At 61.9% G+C, this 18,407-nt stretch carries 20 protein-coding genes; 12 read left to right on the top strand and 8 right to left on the bottom strand.

Translation table 11 applies throughout. From position 1 onward, the window contains the following. The first annotated feature begins 361 nt into the window (after window positions 1-361). The 3 genes from M0639_RS21335 to M0639_RS21325 all read left to right on the top strand — a co-directional run bounded on the left by M0639_RS21335 (window position 362) and on the right by M0639_RS21325 (window position 2,039). Complete coding sequence (locus M0639_RS21335) at window positions 362-517, top strand: hypothetical protein (protein ID WP_003946253.1); 156 nt, start codon at window positions 362-364, stop codon at window positions 515-517. Between the two features lie 145 nt (window positions 518-662). Then, window positions 663-1,508 (top strand): SDR family oxidoreductase, encoded by an 846-nt coding sequence (locus tag M0639_RS21330; protein WP_007729029.1) that lies wholly within the window; start codon window positions 663-665, stop codon window positions 1,506-1,508. A gap of 48 nt (window positions 1,509-1,556) precedes the next feature. Further along, the gene (locus M0639_RS21325; RefSeq protein ID WP_030536322.1) at window positions 1,557-2,039 is read left to right on the top strand and encodes a DUF2505 domain-containing protein; all 483 of its coding nucleotides are present in this window, start codon (window positions 1,557-1,559) and stop codon (window positions 2,037-2,039) included. On the opposite strand, the gene soxR is transcribed toward M0639_RS21325, so the two are convergent. Both soxR and M0639_RS21315 read right to left on the bottom strand, forming a co-directional pair. Continuing rightward, window positions 2,025-2,504 (bottom strand): redox-sensitive transcriptional activator SoxR, encoded by a 480-nt coding sequence (gene soxR / locus M0639_RS21320; RefSeq protein ID WP_003946250.1) that lies wholly within the window; start codon window positions 2,502-2,504, stop codon window positions 2,025-2,027. The genes M0639_RS21325 and soxR overlap by 15 nt on opposite strands. A 5-nt stretch (window positions 2,505-2,509) precedes the next feature. Continuing rightward, window positions 2,510-2,998 carry a heme-binding beta-barrel domain-containing protein gene (locus M0639_RS21315; protein ID WP_003946270.1) on the bottom strand — a complete coding sequence of 163 codons (489 nt, stop codon included), beginning with the start codon at window positions 2,996-2,998 and terminating at the stop codon, window positions 2,510-2,512. Window positions 2,999-3,097: 99 nt separating this feature from the next. Here M0639_RS21315 and arcA point away from each other — a divergent pair, with 99 nt between their 5' ends. Then, window positions 3,098-4,315 (top strand): arginine deiminase, encoded by a 1,218-nt coding sequence (arcA, locus tag M0639_RS21310; RefSeq protein WP_003946210.1) that lies wholly within the window; start codon window positions 3,098-3,100, stop codon window positions 4,313-4,315. Between the two features lie 13 nt (window positions 4,316-4,328). Here arcA and arsC read toward each other — a convergent pair whose 3' ends face one another. Further along, a complete protein-coding gene (gene arsC, locus M0639_RS21305; RefSeq protein WP_003946209.1) occupies window positions 4,329-4,682 on the bottom strand; it encodes an arsenate reductase (glutaredoxin) in 354 nt (117 codons plus the stop codon). Window positions 4,683-4,776: 94 nt separating this feature from the next. Between arsC and M0639_RS21300 the strand changes: the two genes are divergently transcribed. The 4 genes from M0639_RS21300 (at window position 4,777) to M0639_RS21285 (ending at window position 8,061) form a co-directional block, all read left to right on the top strand. After that, window positions 4,777-5,460 carry an SDR family oxidoreductase gene (locus M0639_RS21300; RefSeq protein WP_003946268.1) on the top strand — a complete coding sequence of 228 codons (684 nt, stop codon included), beginning with the start codon at window positions 4,777-4,779 and terminating at the stop codon, window positions 5,458-5,460. 42 nt (window positions 5,461-5,502) lie between these two features. Next, on the top strand, window positions 5,503-5,862 hold the full coding sequence (locus tag M0639_RS21295) for a GntR family transcriptional regulator (protein WP_003946225.1): 360 nt from the start codon (window positions 5,503-5,505) through the stop codon (window positions 5,860-5,862). A 48-nt stretch (window positions 5,863-5,910) separates the two neighbouring features. Further along, the gene (locus M0639_RS21290) at window positions 5,911-6,342 is read left to right on the top strand and encodes a DoxX family protein (RefSeq protein ID WP_003946228.1); all 432 of its coding nucleotides are present in this window, start codon (window positions 5,911-5,913) and stop codon (window positions 6,340-6,342) included. 84 nt (window positions 6,343-6,426) lie between these two features. Next, a complete protein-coding gene (locus M0639_RS21285; protein ID WP_003946258.1) occupies window positions 6,427-8,061 on the top strand; it encodes a BCCT family transporter in 1,635 nt (544 codons plus the stop codon). A 71-nt stretch (window positions 8,062-8,132) separates the two neighbouring features. Here the strand turns inward: M0639_RS21285 and M0639_RS21280 are convergent, their stop codons facing one another. After that, a complete protein-coding gene (locus M0639_RS21280) occupies window positions 8,133-9,641 on the bottom strand; it encodes a dolichyl-phosphate-mannose--protein mannosyltransferase (protein ID WP_003946230.1) in 1,509 nt (502 codons plus the stop codon). Window positions 9,642-9,715: 74 nt separating this feature from the next. Here M0639_RS21280 and rsmI point away from each other — a divergent pair, with 74 nt between their 5' ends. Beyond that, entirely contained in the window at window positions 9,716-10,546 is an 831-nt protein-coding gene (rsmI, locus tag M0639_RS21275) for a 16S rRNA (cytidine(1402)-2'-O)-methyltransferase (RefSeq protein ID WP_003946264.1), read from the top strand. Here rsmI and M0639_RS21270 read toward each other — a convergent pair. Together M0639_RS21270 and metG are read right to left on the bottom strand one after the other, a co-directional pair. Next, on the bottom strand, window positions 10,543-11,790 hold the full coding sequence (locus tag M0639_RS21270; RefSeq protein WP_231915161.1) for a DUF2786 domain-containing protein: 1,248 nt from the start codon (window positions 11,788-11,790) through the stop codon (window positions 10,543-10,545). The two genes, rsmI and M0639_RS21270, sit on opposite strands and share 4 nt — an antisense overlap. A gap of 81 nt (window positions 11,791-11,871) precedes the next feature. Further along, on the bottom strand, window positions 11,872-13,470 hold the full coding sequence (metG, locus tag M0639_RS21265) for a methionine--tRNA ligase (RefSeq protein ID WP_003946248.1): 1,599 nt from the start codon (window positions 13,468-13,470) through the stop codon (window positions 11,872-11,874). Window positions 13,471-13,491: 21 nt separating this feature from the next. Between metG and M0639_RS21260 the strand changes: the two genes are divergently transcribed. Further along, entirely contained in the window at window positions 13,492-14,319 is an 828-nt protein-coding gene (locus tag M0639_RS21260) for a TatD family hydrolase (protein ID WP_030536315.1), read from the top strand. A gap of 76 nt (window positions 14,320-14,395) precedes the next feature. Continuing rightward, a complete protein-coding gene (locus M0639_RS21255; protein WP_058037034.1) occupies window positions 14,396-14,785 on the top strand; it encodes a DUF6578 domain-containing protein in 390 nt (129 codons plus the stop codon). A gap of 36 nt (window positions 14,786-14,821) precedes the next feature. Here the strand turns inward: M0639_RS21255 and M0639_RS21250 are convergent, their stop codons facing one another. Then, on the bottom strand, window positions 14,822-15,589 hold the full coding sequence (locus M0639_RS21250; protein ID WP_003946239.1) for an amino acid ABC transporter ATP-binding protein: 768 nt from the start codon (window positions 15,587-15,589) through the stop codon (window positions 14,822-14,824). Beyond that, on the bottom strand, window positions 15,586-17,034 hold the full coding sequence (locus tag M0639_RS21245; protein WP_003946214.1) for an amino acid ABC transporter substrate-binding protein/permease: 1,449 nt from the start codon (window positions 17,032-17,034) through the stop codon (window positions 15,586-15,588). Before M0639_RS21245 ends, M0639_RS21250 begins: the two co-directional genes overlap by 4 nt. Window positions 17,035-17,270: 236 nt before the next feature. Between M0639_RS21245 and M0639_RS21240 the strand changes: the two genes are divergently transcribed. After that, window positions 17,271-18,395 (top strand): resuscitation-promoting factor, encoded by a 1,125-nt coding sequence (locus tag M0639_RS21240; RefSeq protein WP_063316774.1) that lies wholly within the window; start codon window positions 17,271-17,273, stop codon window positions 18,393-18,395. Window positions 18,396-18,407: the final 12 nt, after the last annotated feature.

Here is an 18,407-nt window from a genome sequence, read left to right as displayed (position 1 = left end):
TGTGTCCGAGATTCGGTTCGTCCGCCCAATGAGTGCTCAGCTATGTCTCAGCGCACATTGAGTTTCCGTCACACGGAAATGTGCAGCTACGACTGCGCTATTCGAACCTTCCAGTACTTGGCCAATCCGCCCAATATCAAACCTTTTACCCGTTTTGGCGATATTAGCTATGCGTTAGCCTGGTTTTTCACAACTATTTCGATTGAAAAACTGCAGTTCAAGCGATGTTTGAAGGTTTAGGGTCGCGATCAGGGTGGCTGGTTGCGATGTCATGCGGATCACCTCCGGGTTGAACCTTGAACGGTTTGCCGGATTGCGATCTGTGCTAGCTAAACCCTCCGGGTGGGTGCAGAATTGTGACATGAAACACACGATGAGCGATGATGAATTGCGCCGCGCAATCCGTGAAATTCAGGATCGAGCCCACGACGCACGCAAGCGTGGGGACGATGTAGCGGCGGAAGAACTCGACCGTACGGTCAAGGGCTATCAAGAGCAGATGATGCAGCGTCTCTAGTGCTCGCTGCGGTCGTCTCTGTGCGGTGTTTGCGCGGAGTACGGCCGTGCCCCGCAGGTCGTCCTGCGTGTTTCAGGGCGGCCGCACCGTGCGTGCGTAGACTTTCCCGCATGTCCACAGTACGAGTGCGGGGGAGTGTTCATCCATGTCTGTAAGGTCGCTCGACGGCAAGAAATGCCTGATCACCGGCGCCGGTAGTGGAATTGGACGTGCAACTGCGCTGCGTGCATCAGAAGTCGGCGCCGAATTGTTTCTCACCGATATCAACAGCGTCGGATTGGAAGAGACGGTCGCGATGGTCGGCGCCGGCGGCGGCACGGTCAGCATGGCGAAGGCACTCGATATCTCGGACTACGACGAGGTCGTGAAATTCGGTACCGAGATTCACACTCAATTTTCTTCGATGGATGTCGTCATGAATATCGCCGGCATTTCAGCGTGGGGAACTATCGAGAACCTCGAACATCGGCATTGGAAGTCCATGGTGGACGTCAACCTGATGGGGCCGATCCATGTCATGGAGACGTTTGTTCCACCCATGATTCGTGCCGGCAAGGGTGGACACCTGGTCAACGTGTCTTCGGCTGCCGGACTTTTGGCCCTGCCGTGGCACGCCGCCTACAGTGCGAGCAAGTTCGGCCTTCGCGGGGTGTCCGAGGTGCTGCGATTCGATCTGAAGCGGCACGGAATCGGGGTCAGTCTGGTTGTGCCGGGTGGGGTGAAGACGCCATTGGTGGGAACCGTGGAAATAGCGGGTATCGACAGGAACGACCCGCGGGTCGAAAAACTCACGCACCGGTTCGAGGCGCGTGCTGTCTCCCCGGAGAAGGTGGCGTCGTGCATTCTGCGGGGAATCGAGAAGAATACGTACCTCGTATATACGTCCAATGACATCCGATTCGGATACTGGTGGGCGCGCAAATTCGCCCTGCCTTACGAGTTCGTGATGCAAAAAGCGAACGACCAGTTCAGTAAATTGCTCAAGCGATGAGCGTTAACTCCGCCGGGACTTTTATCTAGTCGAATAGGGACCAAAGTCATGCCGAAGAGTTTTCACTTCGATATCGAATTCAAATATCCGATCGACGACGTGCATCGAACTTTGACCGACCCGAATTATTGGAAAGGCAGACTCGGAGACCTTTATGCCACCTCGGACATCGAAGTTCGAGACGGATCGATCGAAGTATCCGTGTCCGAGGAAATCGACTCCGCCTCCCTCCCGAGCCTGGTCGCCAAGGTTGCGCCGAGTCGGCTCGGTCTGAAACGGGTCGATCGGTGGGGACCTCTGTCGGACGGGCGTGCAGCAGGGTCGGTCACCGGAATCGCGCGGGGACTGCCGATCCGAATCGAGACGACGCTCGATCTCACCGCCGCCGAGTCCTGCACGCGGTTGGTCGTCGACGGAACGGCTGAGGTGAAGATGCCGATCATCGGCGGCCAGATCGAGAAGTTGCTGAAGAAGACCGTCGAGGACTTGCTGGGGCGCGATCGGGACGCCGTCGAGTCATTTCTCGCCTGAGCCTGCACCGAAATCTACTTCCAGAACGCGCGCACCCGGGCCGGCGGATGCGAGTTGATCGTGCGGGTTGGCGAGGGCGCACCCCTCCAACGAGAGGCACCCGCAACCGATGCAACCGGTGAGGTTGTCCCGTAGACGTTCCAGTTGCTCGATGCGTAGATCGAGGTGGCGCCGCCACCCGGTCGACAATCTTTCCCAATCTGCGCGGTTCGGGGTACGGCCTTCAGGAAGTGTGCCGAGGGCCTCTCTGATTTCCGACAGCGGAATGCCGACGCGTTGCGAGATTCTGATGAAGGCGACGCGTCGAAGCGTGTCTCGTTGGTATCGGCGCTGGTTTCCGCTGGTCCGGCGACTGACGATGAGGCCTTCTCGTTCGTAGAAATGCAGGGCCGAGACGGCGACACCGCTGCGCTCGGAGAGCTGGCCGGGCGTGAGTTCCTTTGCCTTCCACGACGGCATCTCCATGGCGACTACCGGTCCGTCGCGCGGTGGAGGGTGGCGTGGAGATGATGCGTCAGCGGGGTGTCGCCGTGCGCCATCCACAGGTCGTATGTCAGCGTGTCGCCCTGAACGCGCATGACTCGCCGAACGTCGTGAACCGGTTTTGCGTCGGGTGATGCTGCGAGCGTGAGACGGGTCAAGGCGAGAGTGCCTTCGGAGTCGAGGGTGCCGCGATGGATCTCGACGAATCCGGTGGGCTGGCTGACCAGCAATTCGAGCTCACCACCCGGTGTTGGGCGCAGGTATCCCGATTCCATGTGAAGCGGTCGTCCGTCGGGGAGCCCACGAGTGCGCGACGAGTAGGTGAGAAACGGTTTCGGGGTGGGCGCGAACTCGATCTCCTCGGAGTACTCGAAGTCGTCGATGGTGGGGAAATGTCCGGCTCCAGCGCCGACCCAGCGACCGGTGAACCTCTCGATTCCGGCGCCGTTCAGCGCCGCCTGATCCGTACTACTCATTGCCTGGTCCTCTCGCCTGCGTCGGATCAGACGTTACGCGGACCGGTACGACAGCTGCTTGTCCCTGCTGGGTGGGGCCTACGGGATTAGTGTTCACTCATGAACGCTTCTGGCTCCGTCCCCCTCGGTGTCGATTCCGAGGTGGGCCGATTGCGATCGGTCATTCTTCATCGTCCTGGCGACGAGTTGAAACGATTGACTCCGCGCAACAACGACGAGCTGCTGTTCGACGCGTTGCCGTGGGTGGACCGCGCGCAGGAAGAACACGATCAGTTTGCGACCGTCCTTCGTGAGCGCGGCGTCGAGGTACTGCTTTTGTCCGATCTCCTCACCGAGGCGCTCGAGGTCAGTGGCGCAGCGAGGATCCAGGGAATCGCGGCCGCCGTCGACGCACGCAAGATCGGCCACGCGCTCGGGCAACACCTGGCCGCCTACCTGCGAAAGGTGGAGCCGAAGGAGCTTTCGTCGATCCTTACTGCAGGAATGACGTTCGACGAATTGCCGATCGATGCCGACTCGACCTCGTTGGTGCGCAGGATGCATCACGGCGGTGACTTCGTGATCGACCCGTTGCCCAACTTGCTCTTCACCCGTGATTCGTCGTTCTGGGTCGGGCCACGGGTCATCATCACGTCCTTGGCGTTGTCAGCGCGAGCTCGCGAATCCTCGATAACGGATCTCGTCTACGCGCATCACCCTCGATTCAAAGGCGTGCGCCGCGCGTACGAGTCGCACACGGCTCCTGTCGAGGGAGGTGACGTGCTGCTTCTCGCGCCGGGGGTGATCGCAATCGGTGTCGGTGAACGTACGTCACCCGCCGGAGCAGAAGCATTGGCGCGTAGCGTGTTCGACGACGGCCTCGCCCACACGGTGTTGGTTGTTCCGATCGAGCAACGCCGAGCGTCGATGCATCTCGACACGGTCTGCACCATGGTCGAGGCCGACGCGGTCGTCATGTATCCGGCCATTCAGGACACCCTGGCGGCGTTCACTCTGCGCAAGGAAGACGACGGGGTGAGTATTCGCGGTGCGACGCCGTTCCTCGAAGCGGCGGCCGACGCCATGGGAATCGGAAAACTGCGTGTGATCGACACCGGACTCGACACGGTGACTGCCGAGCGTGAGCAGTGGGACGACGGAAACAACACCCTCGCCGTCGAGCCTGGCGTCGTCGTCGCTTACGAGCGCAACGTCGAAACGAACGCCAGGCTGGAGGCCTCGGGTATCGAGGTTTTGCGAATCGCGGGTTCGGAACTGGGGTCCGGCCGAGGTGGTCCTCGGTGCATGTCCTGCCCGATCGCCCGCGATCCGCTGTAAGCCGTCGACGCTGTCAGAGAATTTCTTCCACCTTGGCTGCAGGCCGCGCGAGGACGGTGCCTTTGTCAGTGACCACGAACGGGCGTTCGATCAGAATTGGGTGCTCGATCATCGCGTCGAGGATCTCGGATTCGGATGCGTCGGCGAGCCCGAGTTCCTTGTACTGCGTTTCGCGCTTGCGAACGGCTTGGCTGGGCTCGAGGCCGGCGTCGGCGAGGAGTTTTTCCAGCTCGGATCGGGTAGGCGGAGTATCGAGGTACTTCACAATGGTCGGTTCGATGCCGGCGTCGCGGATAAGTCCGAGAACAGTCCGCGACGTGTTGCACCGTTGATTGTGGAAGATGGTTGCAGATGCCATGTCCGTCATTCTGCCTCTGTGTCCGAACTCGTGGGACAAACAGGGGAACAACGGACACCTCCGGCGCGCTGCACTTGAAGTACCGACTTGTGAGGAGAAAACGATGACGGAACATCGAAGTGTGGACGAACGGCGCGTGGTCATTGCCGGTGGGCACGGCAAGATCGCGCAGCACCTGACGTACCTGCTGGCAGGACATGGTGATCGGCCGGTAGCGCTGATCCGCAACTCCGCGCACGAGGGTGCGGTCCGCACACTCGGCGCGTTCCCCGTGGTGATCGATCTGGAATCCTCCACGGTCGAGGAAGTTGCGAAGGTACTCGACGGTGCCGACGTCGCGGTCTTCGCCGCGGGCGCCGGACCTGGTAGCTCGATCGAGCGGAAGGACTCCGTAGACCGAGCTGCGGCGGTGCTGTTGGCCGATGCCGCCGAGAAAGCGGGAGTGCGTCGGTTCATACAGATCAGCGCCATGGGTGCTGGTGACGAAATACCGGAGAACACCGACGAGGTTTTTGCCGCCTACCTGCGGGCGAAGACTGCAGCAGAGGAAGACCTGAAGACAAGGACTTCGCTGGATTGGACGATTCTTCGGCCAGGCCTTCTGACAGACGACGACCCCACCGGTGAAGTCCTTCTTGCAGAGCCACCCGTCGATCGAGGCTCTGTGCCTCGTGCAGATGTCGCCGCAGTGATCGAAGCGCTCATCGACGCGCCGTCCAGTGTCGGCAAGATATTGGTTCTGACCTCCGGCCCGCATACGATCCGCGAAGCGATCGAGGGTTTGTGAGAGAGAAGATGCTGTGACCGAGAAGATACGACGAGGGTGACGATGAAGATCGCGATCGAACACGATTCCTCCACAGCTCCGTACGACCAACTGCGGCAACAGATTATCGAGCAGGTTCACGGCGGCGGATTGATTGCGGGAACCAAGATCCCGACGGTGCGTGCATTGGCCTCGGAGCTGGGATTGGCGGCCAACACCGTCGCGAAGGCTTATCGCGCGCTCAGCGATCAGGGCGTGATCGAGACGAGGGGAAAGCAAGGGACGTTCATCGCTTCGGGGACCGATCCGGTGCAGGCGCAGGCGGAGCAGGCGGCGACCGCGTTTGCGCATAAGGTCCGCTCGCTCGGGTACTCCGACACTGAGATCGTCGCCATGGTGGAGTCGGCATTGAGAGGTGCGTGACACATTGATTAAGTTGACGCTTCAACTTAAAGCTGTCAGTCTTGGCTCATGAATTCGTCGATTGCTCGTGACCTCGGACTCCTCATCGCCCGTGTCGGCCTCGGGATCATCTTCATCGCCCACGGTTGGCAGAAGTTCTTCACCTACAAGATCGCCGGAACGCAGGCCGCATTCGAAGGGATGGGCGCCCCGCTCCCCAAGATTTCTGCAGTTCTGGCAGCATCCATCGAACTCGGTGGCGGCATCCTGCTCATCGCGGGTCTGCTGACCCCGCTCGTCGGCGCACTGCTGTTCCTCGACATGGTCGGCGCGTTCTTCATCGTGCACGCCGACAAGGGCGTCTTCATAGACAACGGCGGCTATGAACTCGTCGTCGCACTCGGTGTCGGTTCGCTCTTGATCGCTGTTATCGGCGCAGGACGCATCAGCATCGACGGATTGATCGGCAAGGGCAACGGTTGGGTTAAAACCCCAGCTTGATCGGGGTGAGAAGGCGGGTTCAACGGCTGTTGAGCCCGCCTTCCAGCTTGCTTTTGGCCCACAAAGTGACGAACGTAGTCATCTATGGTGACGAAATCTGATCGATCCGAACAAGATTCCGGGGCCAACGAAGAGCGCCCGGAGACGGGCTTCACTCGGGTAGGCGTTCGGACCGACTACGTGGTGTTTTCCGTGGCGGCCGCAGCGGTGCTGGCTATTGTCGTGTGGGGTCTCGTAGCTCCCGACAACCTGAACTCGGTAACCGGAAGTGTTCTCGGCTGGTTGGTGACGAACATCGGCTGGCTCTTCGTACTCGCAGCTTCGGCTTTCGTGCTGTTTTCCATCTACCTCGCTGTCAGTCGATTCGGCGACATTCCGCTGGGCAAAGACGGTGAGAAGCCAGAGTTCCGAACCGTCAGCTGGATCGCCATGATGTTCAGCGCCGGCATGGGCATCGGCCTGATGTTCTTCGGTGTCGCGGAACCGCTTGCGCACTACGTGACTCCGCCTCCCGGTACCGACGGTGGCGTCGGAACTGCCATGGCTACCACCATGTTTCACTGGGGTCTTCATCCTTGGGCGATGTATGCCGTTGTGGGCCTTGCCATTGCGTACGGGTCGTATCGCCGAGGACGCAAGCAACTGTTCAGTTCGGCCTTCATCCCGTTGCTCGGTCGCAAAGCCGAAGGGCCGATCGGCAAGGTCATCGACATCCTGGCAATCTTTGCGACGCTTTTCGGCACCGCAGCATCCTTGGGGCTCGGCGCACTTCAGATCGGCTCCGGTTTCGAGGTAGTCGGCTGGATGGAAGAAGCCGGCGTATTCCTGCTCGTGGCCATCGTTGCGGTGCTGACCCTGGCGTTCGTCGCTTCGGCAGTTTCCGGTGTGGCCAAGGGAATTCAGTGGCTCTCCAACATCAACATGGTGCTCGCGCTGATCTTGGCCCTGTTCGTGTTCGTTCTCGGGCCGACCGTACTGATTCTCAATCTGCTCCCGACGACCATTGGTGCATACGTTTCCGACCTCGCCCAGATGTCGGCCCGCACGGGTGCATCGTCGAATCCTGAAACCGGCGCGTGGCTTTCGTCGTGGACGATCTTCTACTGGGCATGGTGGGTGTCGTGGACGCCGTTCGTCGGCATGTTCCTGGCCCGCATCAGCCGCGGCCGCACGATCCGCCAGTTCATCGTCGGCGTCATCGCCGTTCCCACGACTGTCAGCTTGCTCTGGTTCGCGATCTTCGGCGGCGCAGGCATCGGCGAGGAACGCGACGGAATCGGCTTGTCCGGCCGAGGCTCGGAAGAGGCTCAACTGTTCGGCATGCTCGACAATCTGCCGTTGGCCGGAGTGACGACTGTCCTCGTCATGCTGCTCGTCGCAGTGTTCTTCGTCTCCGGCGCCGACGCTGCGTCGATGGTGATGGGGACGCTCTCGCAGCGCGGAACGCTCGAACCGAGTCGCTGGGTCGTGGTGTTCTGGGGCATGTTGACCGGTGGCGTCGCGGCGCTTCTGCTGTGGACCGGTGGTTCCGAAGCGCTCGACGGCTTGCAGACCATGACGATCATCGCTGCGGCGCCGTTCGTGCTGGTCATGATCGGACTGTGCTTCTCGCTGTACAAGGATCTTTCGCACGACCCGATCATCATTGCGGCGAAGGAGCAGAAACGTGCTCTCCTACGCCCGCGCCGAGGACGCCGTGTGGGTAAGTCAGTGGAGTAGGACTTGAGCGGAGTAGGACTTGAACTGTGAAGGGGCACCGAACTGCGGTTCGGTGCCCCTTTGTCGTCCGGTTATTTCCAGCTGGGCAACCACAGATGGTTCTGCCACGATTCCGGCGTGATCGGCATGGCGGTGAGTATCGGCCAGAGGTAGACGAAGTTGGCCACGACCAGACCGATGTACAGACTGACTGCCAGAAGTCCGGTGGTACGACGCTCGACGGACGCGCTCGCCTTGCCCAGTACATCGCCGAGGACCAGCGCAAATCCCATGACCATGAACGGGGCGAGTGCAACTGCGTAGAAGTAGTACATCTGGCGGTCGAGCGTCGCGAACCACGGGAGGTAAGCGGCACCGTAGCCCGTCAGGACCACGGCGTATCGCCAGTCCCTGCGCACGAACGTCTGCCAGATCGCCCACGCCAACATCGGTAGGGCCAGCCACCACATCGCCGGTGTGCCGATCAGCATCACGGCCTTGACGCAGCTGGCGGCCCCGCAACCGGTGACCTGCTCGCCGTCGGCGTAGTAGTAGAGCATCGGTCGTAGCCCCATCGGCCACGTCCACGGTTTCGACTCCCACGGGTGGTGGTTTCCGGCGGAGTTGGTCAGACCGGCGTGGAACTGGAGAACGTTTCCGCTGTAGTACCAGAGTGAGCGCAGCGCGGAGGGAATGAAGCTCCATGTGCCGCCCTCACCGATCTCGTTACCGACGGCGTGACGGTCGACGCCGGTCTCGCTGGTGAACCAGGCCCAGTAGCTCGCGAGGTACACACCGAGCGGAATGATCACCAACGCATACAGAGCCGGCCCGATGTCGCGAACTGCAGTGCCGACCCATGGGCGCTGCACGCGGTAGGCGCGGCGCGCTGACAGGTCGAAGGCAACACTGAGCAATCCGAAGAACAGAATGAAGTACATGCCGGACCACTTGGTTCCGCAGGCCAGGCCGAGCAGGATGCCGGCGCCGAACCTCCACCACCGGAAACCCAGCCGCGGACCCCAGGCAGAGTCGCCGATTCGGCCCTCTTCGTATACCTTCGCCATCCGTTCGCGGACTTGGTCGCGATCGACCACCAGGCATCCGAGAGCAGCGAGGACGAAGAAAGCCAGGAAGATGTCGAGCATCCCCAGGCGTGAGGAGACGAAGGTGACGCCGTCGACGATGAGCAGGATTCCGGCAATCGCGCCGATCAGCGTGGAGCGCGTCATGCGGCGCACGATCCGGATGATCAGCAAGACCATCAGTGTCCCGACCAGGGCCGACGAGAATCGCCACCCCCAACCGTTGTAACCGAAGAGTGCTTCGCCGATCGCGATCATCTGCTTACCGATGGGCGGGTGTACCACCAATCCGTAACCGGGATTGTCTTCGATGCCGCCACCGGTCAGAACTTGCCAGCCCTGCGGAACGTAGTGCTTCTCGTCGAAGACAGGTGTGCCGGCGTCGGTCGGGTAGGCGAGCATCGTGAAGCGTGTGATCGCCGCGATAGCGGTGACGAAAGCGGTGACGATCCAGCCGCGCAATCTGTCGGTCGGGCCGAAATCAGGATCCGGTACCAGCGGGCCGGGACTACGCATTACCCGATCGCTCGTGGCGGGCGTTGGCCGCTCGTCCGTCTGCACAGTCACCTGGCAATCGTAGGCTGTCAGGTATGACTGGTCGCTTGGTACTCGCCGCAACACCCATGGGAGATGTCGGTGACGCGTCTCCGCGTCTTCGGTCTGCTCTCGCAACCGCCGACGTCGTTGCTGCGGAGGACACACGACGCACCAAGTCTCTGGCGTCCGCGCTCGAGGTAACCATCACCGGGAAGATCGTCAGTTTCTACGATCAGGTCGAGATTTCCCGGCTGCCCGCGCTGGTCGCCGACGTCGCCGAAGGCAAGACCGTCCTGCTGGTCACGGACGCGGGCATGCCGTCGGTCAGCGATCCCGGATATCGCCTTGTCGCCGCCTGCGTAGCCGAGAACCTCGCCGTCACGTGCTTGCCCGGTCCGTCGGCGGTGACGACGGCGCTGGCACTCTCCGGATTGCCCGTCGAGCGGTTCTGCTTCGACGGGTTCCCGCCGCGTAAGCAGGGGCAGCGCAAGACGTGGCTCTCTGCCTTGGCAACCGAGCAGCGAGCGTGTGTGTTCTTCGAAGCGCCTCATCGCCTTGCCGACTGCCTCGCAGATGCGGTGGAAGTGCTCGGGCCGAATCGCCGCGCAGCCGTGTGCCGGGAATTGACCAAGACCTACGAGGAAGTGAAGCGCGGCACTCTCGGGGAGTTAGCTGCTTGGGCCGCCGAGGGCGTTCGCGGTGAGATCACGGTGGTGCTCGAAGGCGCAGTGCTGGTGGCATCTGATCCTGCCGATCTGGTCGACGAGGTGGAAAGGCTGGTCGAGGGGGGAGCACGATTGAAGGACGCGTGTGCTCTGGTCGCAACGGCCGGAGTCTCCAAGCGTGAGTTGTACGAGACGGTCCTGGCCGCTCGAAAGGACTAGCGGGAGCGGTTCACGGCGGGTGCGCCGGGACGCAGGTTGGCGTCGTCGGCTGCAGCCTGGCCGGCGTGCCAGCCTTCGGCGTCCACGGACCGTCCGCGAGTCTTGCGGGTTGTCGGGAACAATCGATCGAATTCGGCGTCGACGGCCTCGGATGTGGTGGCGAGGATCGGCAGAAGATCCGCGACGTCCATCGATGCCGCGTCGGCCGCTTCGGCGGTGGCTTTGGTGCCGGCGTCACGCAGGCGGTGTCCGATGCGGCTGGCGAACCCGGCCAGGAATCCCTTGCGGAACGAGGTGGTGCGTGAGCCGCCGCGATTGCTCGAGTCGGCGAATTGCATTGCACGGGTTGCCTGTACGAGCAGGGAAGTGAACAGCATGTCGACTTGCTGAAGGTCGACCGGAGTGCCGACGACGGTCGCGAGTGCAATGTCGCTGAACCAGACAGTCCTGACTCGATTCGATTCGCCGATCTCGGTCAGGAGGTGAACCTTTTCCTTCACGTACGGGTTCTCGATGTGAATGCGTCGGGCATTGACGGATGTGTCGGTGACCCCGGCGCGACTGTGGAGCAGTGCGGAGTCGATGGCGTACCGGGTCATCAACTCCTGGGCCTTCGCGGTGAAAATCTCGGCTTCTTCCGCGAAGTTGGTTGCTTCCGCTTTGGCGAGTAGTCCACGAATTCGCTTGAGTACCTTGGCGTCGACCTCGGTATCGCCGACGCCGGCATAGCTGGTATCGGTGCGTTGCGACGGCCAGGTGGATGGTGGCGCGAGCAACACCGTCCACTGAGGTAGGCGCATCCACGATCGCGCGACGTCGACGATCTGCGAAACGAGGAAGTAGGGATCCTGGAACAGAAGGCCGGCCGCGAGGGAGCGAAAAACGTCGTCGTCCACGGTGATTCGAGAAGCGATGTGCCGAGACTTCGGATACTGCTCGCCGATCGTCTGCAACTGCCCCACCCATTCGAGCGGAGCGCGATCGGAGGCGCGCGACGCCTTCGCGTCGAACAGGATGGTGGTGGCAGCGAGATCGGCGTCGGACGCGTCTTTGCTTCGGCGTGCCAGATGGATCAGATCCGCCGGTTGCCATCCGCGTTCGTAGGCGGCCGTCAGTTCGCTGACGAGACCCTGCGCCGCAGAGACGGATTGAGGGCTGACCTCCTGAGTGGACACCCGCGCTCCGTTCCATGGCAGTGTCTGCGCCGAAGCGCTGGTTCGAATGTATGTTCTATTCGTCGTCATGGCTGGAGTGTGCACGTGGGGTCCGACACATCCGCCTGTAACCGGATATCTCGGACCCCACGTGCGGCACTCTCGCTTAGCTCATTCCTCGACGAAGCGGGGGAAAACTGGCGCCGGAGCAGGCAGTTTCCGGTTCGCGTCGATGCGAACCGCAATGTCGGCGAACTGCCGGTTCTCTTCGCTCTGGCCAAGCAGATCGAGGATGCGTGACGCCGCGTCGGGCATCACCGGCTGAACGAGAAGCCCGACGATACGGACCACTTCGAGCGTCACGTACAGAACCGTCGCCATGCGTGCCGGATCCGTCTTGCGCAGAACCCACGGTTCCTGCTTGGAGAAGTACCGGTTGGTCTCGCCGAGAACGCCCCAGATGGCTTCCAACGCGAGATGCAGCGCCTGCACGTCGAACTCGCTGCGACACTTGGCAAGCAAGGCATCCGCCGACGCCAGCATCGCCAGGTCGTCCTCGGTGAACTCACCGGGGGTGGGGACCTGGGCATCGCAGTTCTTCGCGACCATCGTCAGTGAACGCTGCGCGAGGTTGCCCAGTTCGTTGGACAGGTCGGCGTTCATGCGAGTCACGATTGCTTCGTGGCTGTAGCTGCCGTCCTGGCCGTACGAGATCTCGCGGAGCAGGAAGAAGCGGACCGCGTCGAGGCCGTACTGATCGACCATCGCGATCGGATCGACCACGTTGCCGACCGACTTCGACATCTTCTCGCCCTTGTTGTACAAGAACCCGTGGACGAAGACTCGTTCCGGCAGTTCGATGCCGGCAGACATGAGGAACGCCGGCCAGTACACGGTGTGGAACCGTGTGATGTCCTTGCCGATGATGTGCAGGCTCGCGGGCCAGAACTTCTCGAACTCCGCCGAGTCGACGTTCGGATAGCCCACGCCGGTCAGGTAGTTGGTGAGTGCGTCGACCCAGACGTACATGACGTGGTCGGGGTCTCCGGGAACCTCGACGCCCCAGTCGAACGTGGTGCGCGAGATCGACAGGTCCTTGAGGCCGCCCTTGACGAAGCTGACGATCTCGTTGCGACGTGTCGCGGGGGCAATGAACTCGGGATGCTCTTCGTACAGAGCGAGCAAACGGTCCTCGTAGGCCGAGAGACGGAAGGTGTAGTTGGACTCCTCGGTCCACTCCACCGGAGTGCCGGTCTCCGTCGACTGACGGGTGCCGTCGTCCAGAAGAGTGGTCTCGGCTTCGGTGTAGAAGGCCTCGTCACGAACCGAATACCACCCCGAGTAGGTGTCGAGGTAGATGTCGCCCGATGCGGCCATCTTTTCCCAGATCGCCTTGCTGGCGACCTGATGGTCGGCGTCGGTGGTGCGGATGAACCGGTCGTACGAGATGTTCAGGACCTTGTCGAGGTTCTGGAACACGTCGGAGTTCCGAGCCGCGAGTTCGCGGACGTCGATGCCCTCTTTGATTGCTGTCTGCTGCATCTTCAGACCGTGCTCGTCGGTGCCGGTCATGAAGAACACTTCATGACCGTCCAACCGCTTGAAGCGGGCGAGCGCGTCCGAGGAGATGTACTCGTACGCGTGGCCGATGTGCGGAGCGCCGTTGGGATACGCGATCGCTGTCGTGATGTAGAACGGCGATCGTTCCGCGCCTTCCGGGGCAGCGGAGTCCGGGCGCGGGGTCTGGGAGGGTGAGGCAGGCACAGTCATGGTGGGCTTACTCTATCGGGCGTGAGCAAAGACCGTCCCGCCCCCGATGCCCCTGAGCCCTTGTCGCCTCTGATCGACGCACATACGCACCTCGACGCCTGTGGTGCGCACGACGCTGCGACCGTGGCCGAAATTGTCGATCGGGCCGAAGCCGTCGGCGTCGGACGGGTCGTCACGGTGGCCGACGACCTTGATGCCGCACGCTTTGCCGTCGACGCTGCGAACTGGGATTCGAGGGTTTACGCAGCCGTCGCAATCCATCCGACCAGGGCGAACGTCCTCGATGTCGACACCAGAGCCGAGATAGAACGGTTGGCGTCCGATCCGCGGGTCGTCGCGGTGGGGGAGACCGGGCTGGATCTCTACTGGCCAGGCAAGCTCGAAGGGTGCGCCACCATCGAGGAGCAGGTCGACGGTTTCCGGTGGCACATCGACCTCGCGAAGCGTCTCGGCAAGACGCTGATGATTCACAATCGCGAAGCCGATGAGGACCTGCTGCGGGTGCTGCACGAGGAAGGTGCGCCGGAGACCGTGGTGTTCCATTGCTTCTCCTCGGATTCGGAGATGGCCCGTGCGTGCATCGACGCGGGCTACGTGTTGAGTTTCTCGGGAACCGTGAGTTTCAAGAATGCGAAGGCGCTGCGTGAGGCCGCGCTGTTGGTGCCCTCGGATCAGCTGATCGTCGAGACGGATGCGCCGTTCTTGACGCCGCACCCGTTCCGCGGTGCGCCCAACGAGTCGTACTGCCTGCCGTACACGGTGCGCGCGCTCGCAGACATCCGCGGTGAGGATCCGCAGGCGCTGGCAGCAGCGTCCACGGCGACAGCGGAGCGCGTCTACAAGCTCTGACGCTATGGTGGTCTGACAGGTAACTCCGCGCCCGGGACCGTCGTGTCCCGGTTCGTCTACTGCGCGGAGTATTCAGATGAATGACTACAACGTGGTCACAGTCCGCATCGAAACGTGGGAATTCGAGTGCTGTGCACCGTTGCCGGTGGTCGGCGAAAAATCTGCGTGGGCTTTGCACCCCATACGTGAGTCGCTGTGGTTCGACGGGACGGTTCATGGAGGAATCTATCCCGACGACGTGGAACCTACGGCCGGGATCGTTCTCTCGATCCGACTCGAGCGCGGCGAGTTTGTCGAACAAGAACCCAGGCACTGGGTATTGGTACCTGGGAGCACCGATCACGTTCGAGTCGAGAAGGTCCCACGGTCTTTTCGCGGCATGTCGTCGCTGGTTGCCGGTCGTCGTGGCTGGATGGAGACGGCCGTTGTCGTCGAATTGGCCACCACCCGTGCGCCTTTCCGGTAATCCCCGCTACCAAAAAGGCGCACAGGGGGCTTGCCCCTAGAGAACCTTCGCCAGGAAGTCCTGGGTGCGCTGCTGCTGGGGGTTGCCGAACAGACTCTCCGGCTTACCTTCTTCGACGATGTATCCGTCGGCCATGAAGATGACTCGGTCGGAAACCTCACGGGCGAAGCCCATCTCGTGGGTCACGACGACCATGGTCATGCCCTGCTTGGCGAGGTCGCGCAGCACCTGCAGAACCTCACCCACCATTTCGGGGTCGAGGGCGCTGGTGGCCTCGTCGAAGAGCATGATGTCCGGACTCATCGCGAGTGCGCGGGCGATGGCAACGCGCTGCTTCTGCCCACCGGACAGGCTGGCGGGCTTGGCATCTGCCTTCTCCGCGAGACCGACCTGGCCGAGCAGTTTGACGGCGATCTCGCGAGCCTGCTCCTTGGTCGATCGCCCGGTCTGCACCGGAGCGAGCATCACGTTTTCGACGACGCTCATGTGGGGGAACAGGTTGAAGTGCTGGAACACCATCCCGATGTGCTGGCGCACCTTGTCGATGTCGACATCCTTGTTCGTGAGGTCGAACTGGTCGACGCGCACGGATCCGGCGGTGATGTCTTCGAGGCGGTTGAGGCAACGCAGGAAGGTCGACTTGCCGGAACCTGAAGGCCCGATGACGCAGACCACTTCACCGCTCTTGATGTCGACGTCCAGGCCCTTGAGGACCTCGTTGTCGCCGAACGACTTCTTCAGTCCCTTGACCGAAATCTTGACCTCGGTGGCGGACTTGCCCATGTTGACGGCTGTTTCGGTCACTTGTTGATCCTCTTCTCGAGGCGGTTCGACAGCTTGGTGAGCGCCATGATGATGATGAAGTACATGACGCCGATGATCAGCCACATGTTGAACGACTGGAAGTTGCGCGCGATGATGATGCGCCCTGTCTGAGTGAGCTCGGCGAGTCCGATGACCGACAGGATCGACGTGTCCTTGAGGGTGATCACGAACTGGTTGATGTACGACGGGATCATCGTGCGAATTGCCTGCGGCATGATGACTTTTCGCATCGACTTCATGTAGCTGATGCCCAGGCTTCGTGACGCCTCCATCTGTCCCTTGTCGACGGACAGGATGCCGCCGCGGACGATTTCAGCCATGTACGCGCCGGCGTTGAGCGAGAGCGTGATGATGCCTGCGGTGAAGGCGGACATCTGGAAATGCAGGGCTGCCGGGATGCCGAAGTAGATGAAGAATGCCTGCACCAACAGCGGTGTGCCGCGGAAGATGTCGACGTAGGTTGTGCCTATACCTCGGACGAACATGTTGGTGGACACGCGGCAGAGACCGAAGATCGCGCCTAGGACCAGAGCGATCGCGATCGAGACGACGGAGAGAACGATCGTCAACCACAGGCCCTTGAGAAGCTGCGGGTAGGTGCTCTTGATCAAGCCGATGATGGAGTTGTCCGACGTCGACGCGCCCTGACCGAGGTAGGTCGAGACGATTTCGTCGTACTGGCCGTCGTCGCGCAGGTTCTGCAGTCCGGCGTTGAACATCTGGAGCAGTTCGGCGTTCTGGCCCTTGTTGACTGCGAAGCCGTAGCTCGCGCCCACCTCTTTTTCGGTGACCGTCTTGAGGCCGTTGCCCTGTGTGATGCCGTAGGCGAGGACGGGGTAGTCGTCGAAGACTGCGACGGAGTTCCCGGTGCGGACCTCGTCGTACATGCTGGCGGAGTCGGCGAAATAGACTGTGGTGAAGCCGTATTGGTCCTTGATGGACTCGGCGAAGCTGGCGCCCTCGGTGCCGTTCTTGACGGCGACGCGCTTGCCCCTCAGATCCTCGTACGACTTCACGTCGTTGTCGGTCTCGAGGACCGCCATCTGCACGCCCGACTCGAAGTACGGGTCGGAGAAGTCGAACACCTGCTTGCGGGCGTCGGTGATGGACATGCCCGCGATGACGCCGTCCGCCTGCCCGGCCTGCACGGCCTGAAGGGCCGCGTCGAAGCCGAGCTGCTTGATGTCGACCTTGAAGCCTTGGTCCTCGGCGATCGCATTGAGCAGGTCGATGTCGATGCCGACGAGTTTGCCGTCTTCGTTCTCGAATTCGAACGGGGCGAATGTCAGATCGGTGGCGATCGTGTAGGTGCGGCCGGGTTGCGCGCTCGCGATTCCGGGGGCGAACAGCGCTGCGATCAGCGCCAGCAGGATGGCCAGGATCGGCCACCTGGCATTACGTGGTCTGTCGAATCTTCTTCGCACTATCGCCCAGCTTTCTTCTGTCGCGCCCGGGATCGCCGGACTGCTTTGAACCAGACGAGAACATACTGCGCCCAGAGCTGAATCGATACACGGGTATCGGAGCCGGAAAGTGTAGAACACACGACACGCCGTTGCCGTTCCGTGACAAAAGTCGCATTTCGTTGTGATTTGGTTGCCGATACAACGCTCGGTCGTTACCGTATTGTGATCGAACGTCGTCTGCCTTGGGATTTCCTGTGTCGCCTTTTGCCAAGATCAACTCCACGAAGTCACCACTTCTCTATTCAGTGGTGGGTGCGTTGCTTCTGACGCTCATCGTCGGGGGTGCGCTCGCCGTGGTTCGGCACAAGACGATCACCCTCGACGTCGACGGCGACATGATTTCGCTGTCCACGATGTCGAGCAGCGTCGGTACCGCTCTCGAGGACGCCGGATACCCGGTCGATCCCAAGGACGCGCTCGCACCCAGTGCCGATTCCTCCCTGTCCGATGGCGATACCGTCGTACTACGCCGTGCCCGTGAGTTGGCTCTGACCGTCGACGGTCAGCCGACCACCATCTGGACCACCGCATTGACGGTCGACGAGGCATTGAAGCAGGTAGATGTTTCCGACGACTTCGCAGTCTCGGCTTCGCGCTCGCATCGTCTGCCGCTCGAACGGACCGAGCTCGACGTCGTCAGCCCGAAGACCGTCAGCGTCAGCGACGGTGGCGCTCCCGCGGCGGAGGTCAAGCTCGCCGCCGTGACCGTCGGCGATCTTCTCGCGGCCAAGAATACGCCGCTCGAGCAGGCCGACTCGGTGGTTCCCACCGCCGAGACACCCGTTACCAACGGCCTGACCATCCAGGTCACTCGCGACCGCACGGACACTCGCGTCGAGACGCAGCCGATCGCGCCGCCGGAGAACAAGGTCGAGGATCCCGAGCTGGAGAAGGACAAGACCGTCGTCGAGAACCCGGGTGTTCCGGGTGAGCGCACGGCCACCGTCGAGGTCAAGACCGTCAACGGCGTCGAGGCCGGACGAACCGAACTGTCCGCGACCGTGATCAAGGAACCGGTCGCAGCAGTGGTGAAGGTCGGTACCAAGCAGGCTTCCGCTCCCGCTGTGTCCAACGCGTCGACGTGGGATGCCATTGCTCAGTGCGAGGCGACCGGAAACTGGGCCATCAACACCGGCAACGGTTTCTACGGAGGACTTCAGTTCACCCAGAGCACCTGGGAAGCATTCGGCGGCGGTCAGTACGCAGCTCGCGCCGACCTCGCATCACGTGAACAGCAGATCGCGATCGGCGAGAAGGTCCGCGCCGGTCAGGGCTGGGGTGCTTGGCCGTCCTGCACCAGCAAATTGGGCCTGCGCTGACGCGCTCACACC

The sequence above is a fragment of the Rhodococcus qingshengii JCM 15477 genome, assembly GCF_023221595.1.
Taxonomy (GTDB): domain Bacteria; phylum Actinomycetota; class Actinomycetes; order Mycobacteriales; family Mycobacteriaceae; genus Rhodococcus_F; species Rhodococcus_F qingshengii.
Note: the sequence above shows the minus strand (reverse complement) of the source record. Positions and strands in the feature narration are given on the sequence as shown.

Coding starts and splice junctions, on each gene's coding strand:
- M0639_RS21335 (WP_003946253.1), top strand. CDS start 362: ATGAAACACACGATGAGCGATGATGAATTGCGCCGCGCAATCCGTGAA.
- M0639_RS21330 (WP_007729029.1), top strand. CDS start 663: ATGTCTGTAAGGTCGCTCGACGGCAAGAAATGCCTGATCACCGGCGCC.
- M0639_RS21325 (WP_030536322.1), top strand. CDS start 1,557: ATGCCGAAGAGTTTTCACTTCGATATCGAATTCAAATATCCGATCGAC.
- soxR (WP_003946250.1), bottom strand. CDS start 2,504: ATGGAGATGCCGTCGTGGAAGGCAAAGGAACTCACGCCCGGCCAGCTC.
- M0639_RS21315 (WP_003946270.1), bottom strand. CDS start 2,998: ATGAGTAGTACGGATCAGGCGGCGCTGAACGGCGCCGGAATCGAGAGG.
- arcA (WP_003946210.1), top strand. CDS start 3,098: ATGAACGCTTCTGGCTCCGTCCCCCTCGGTGTCGATTCCGAGGTGGGC.
- arsC (WP_003946209.1), bottom strand. CDS start 4,682: ATGACGGACATGGCATCTGCAACCATCTTCCACAATCAACGGTGCAAC.
- M0639_RS21300 (WP_003946268.1), top strand. CDS start 4,777: ATGACGGAACATCGAAGTGTGGACGAACGGCGCGTGGTCATTGCCGGT.
- M0639_RS21295 (WP_003946225.1), top strand. CDS start 5,503: ATGAAGATCGCGATCGAACACGATTCCTCCACAGCTCCGTACGACCAA.
- M0639_RS21290 (WP_003946228.1), top strand. CDS start 5,911: ATGAATTCGTCGATTGCTCGTGACCTCGGACTCCTCATCGCCCGTGTC.
- M0639_RS21285 (WP_003946258.1), top strand. CDS start 6,427: ATGGTGACGAAATCTGATCGATCCGAACAAGATTCCGGGGCCAACGAA.
- M0639_RS21280 (WP_003946230.1), bottom strand. CDS start 9,641: ATGCGTAGTCCCGGCCCGCTGGTACCGGATCCTGATTTCGGCCCGACC.
- rsmI (WP_003946264.1), top strand. CDS start 9,716: ATGACTGGTCGCTTGGTACTCGCCGCAACACCCATGGGAGATGTCGGT.
- M0639_RS21270 (WP_231915161.1), bottom strand. CDS start 11,790: ATGACGACGAATAGAACATACATTCGAACCAGCGCTTCGGCGCAGACA.
- metG (WP_003946248.1), bottom strand. CDS start 13,470: ATGACTGTGCCTGCCTCACCCTCCCAGACCCCGCGCCCGGACTCCGCT.
- M0639_RS21255 (WP_058037034.1), top strand. CDS start 14,396: ATGAATGACTACAACGTGGTCACAGTCCGCATCGAAACGTGGGAATTC.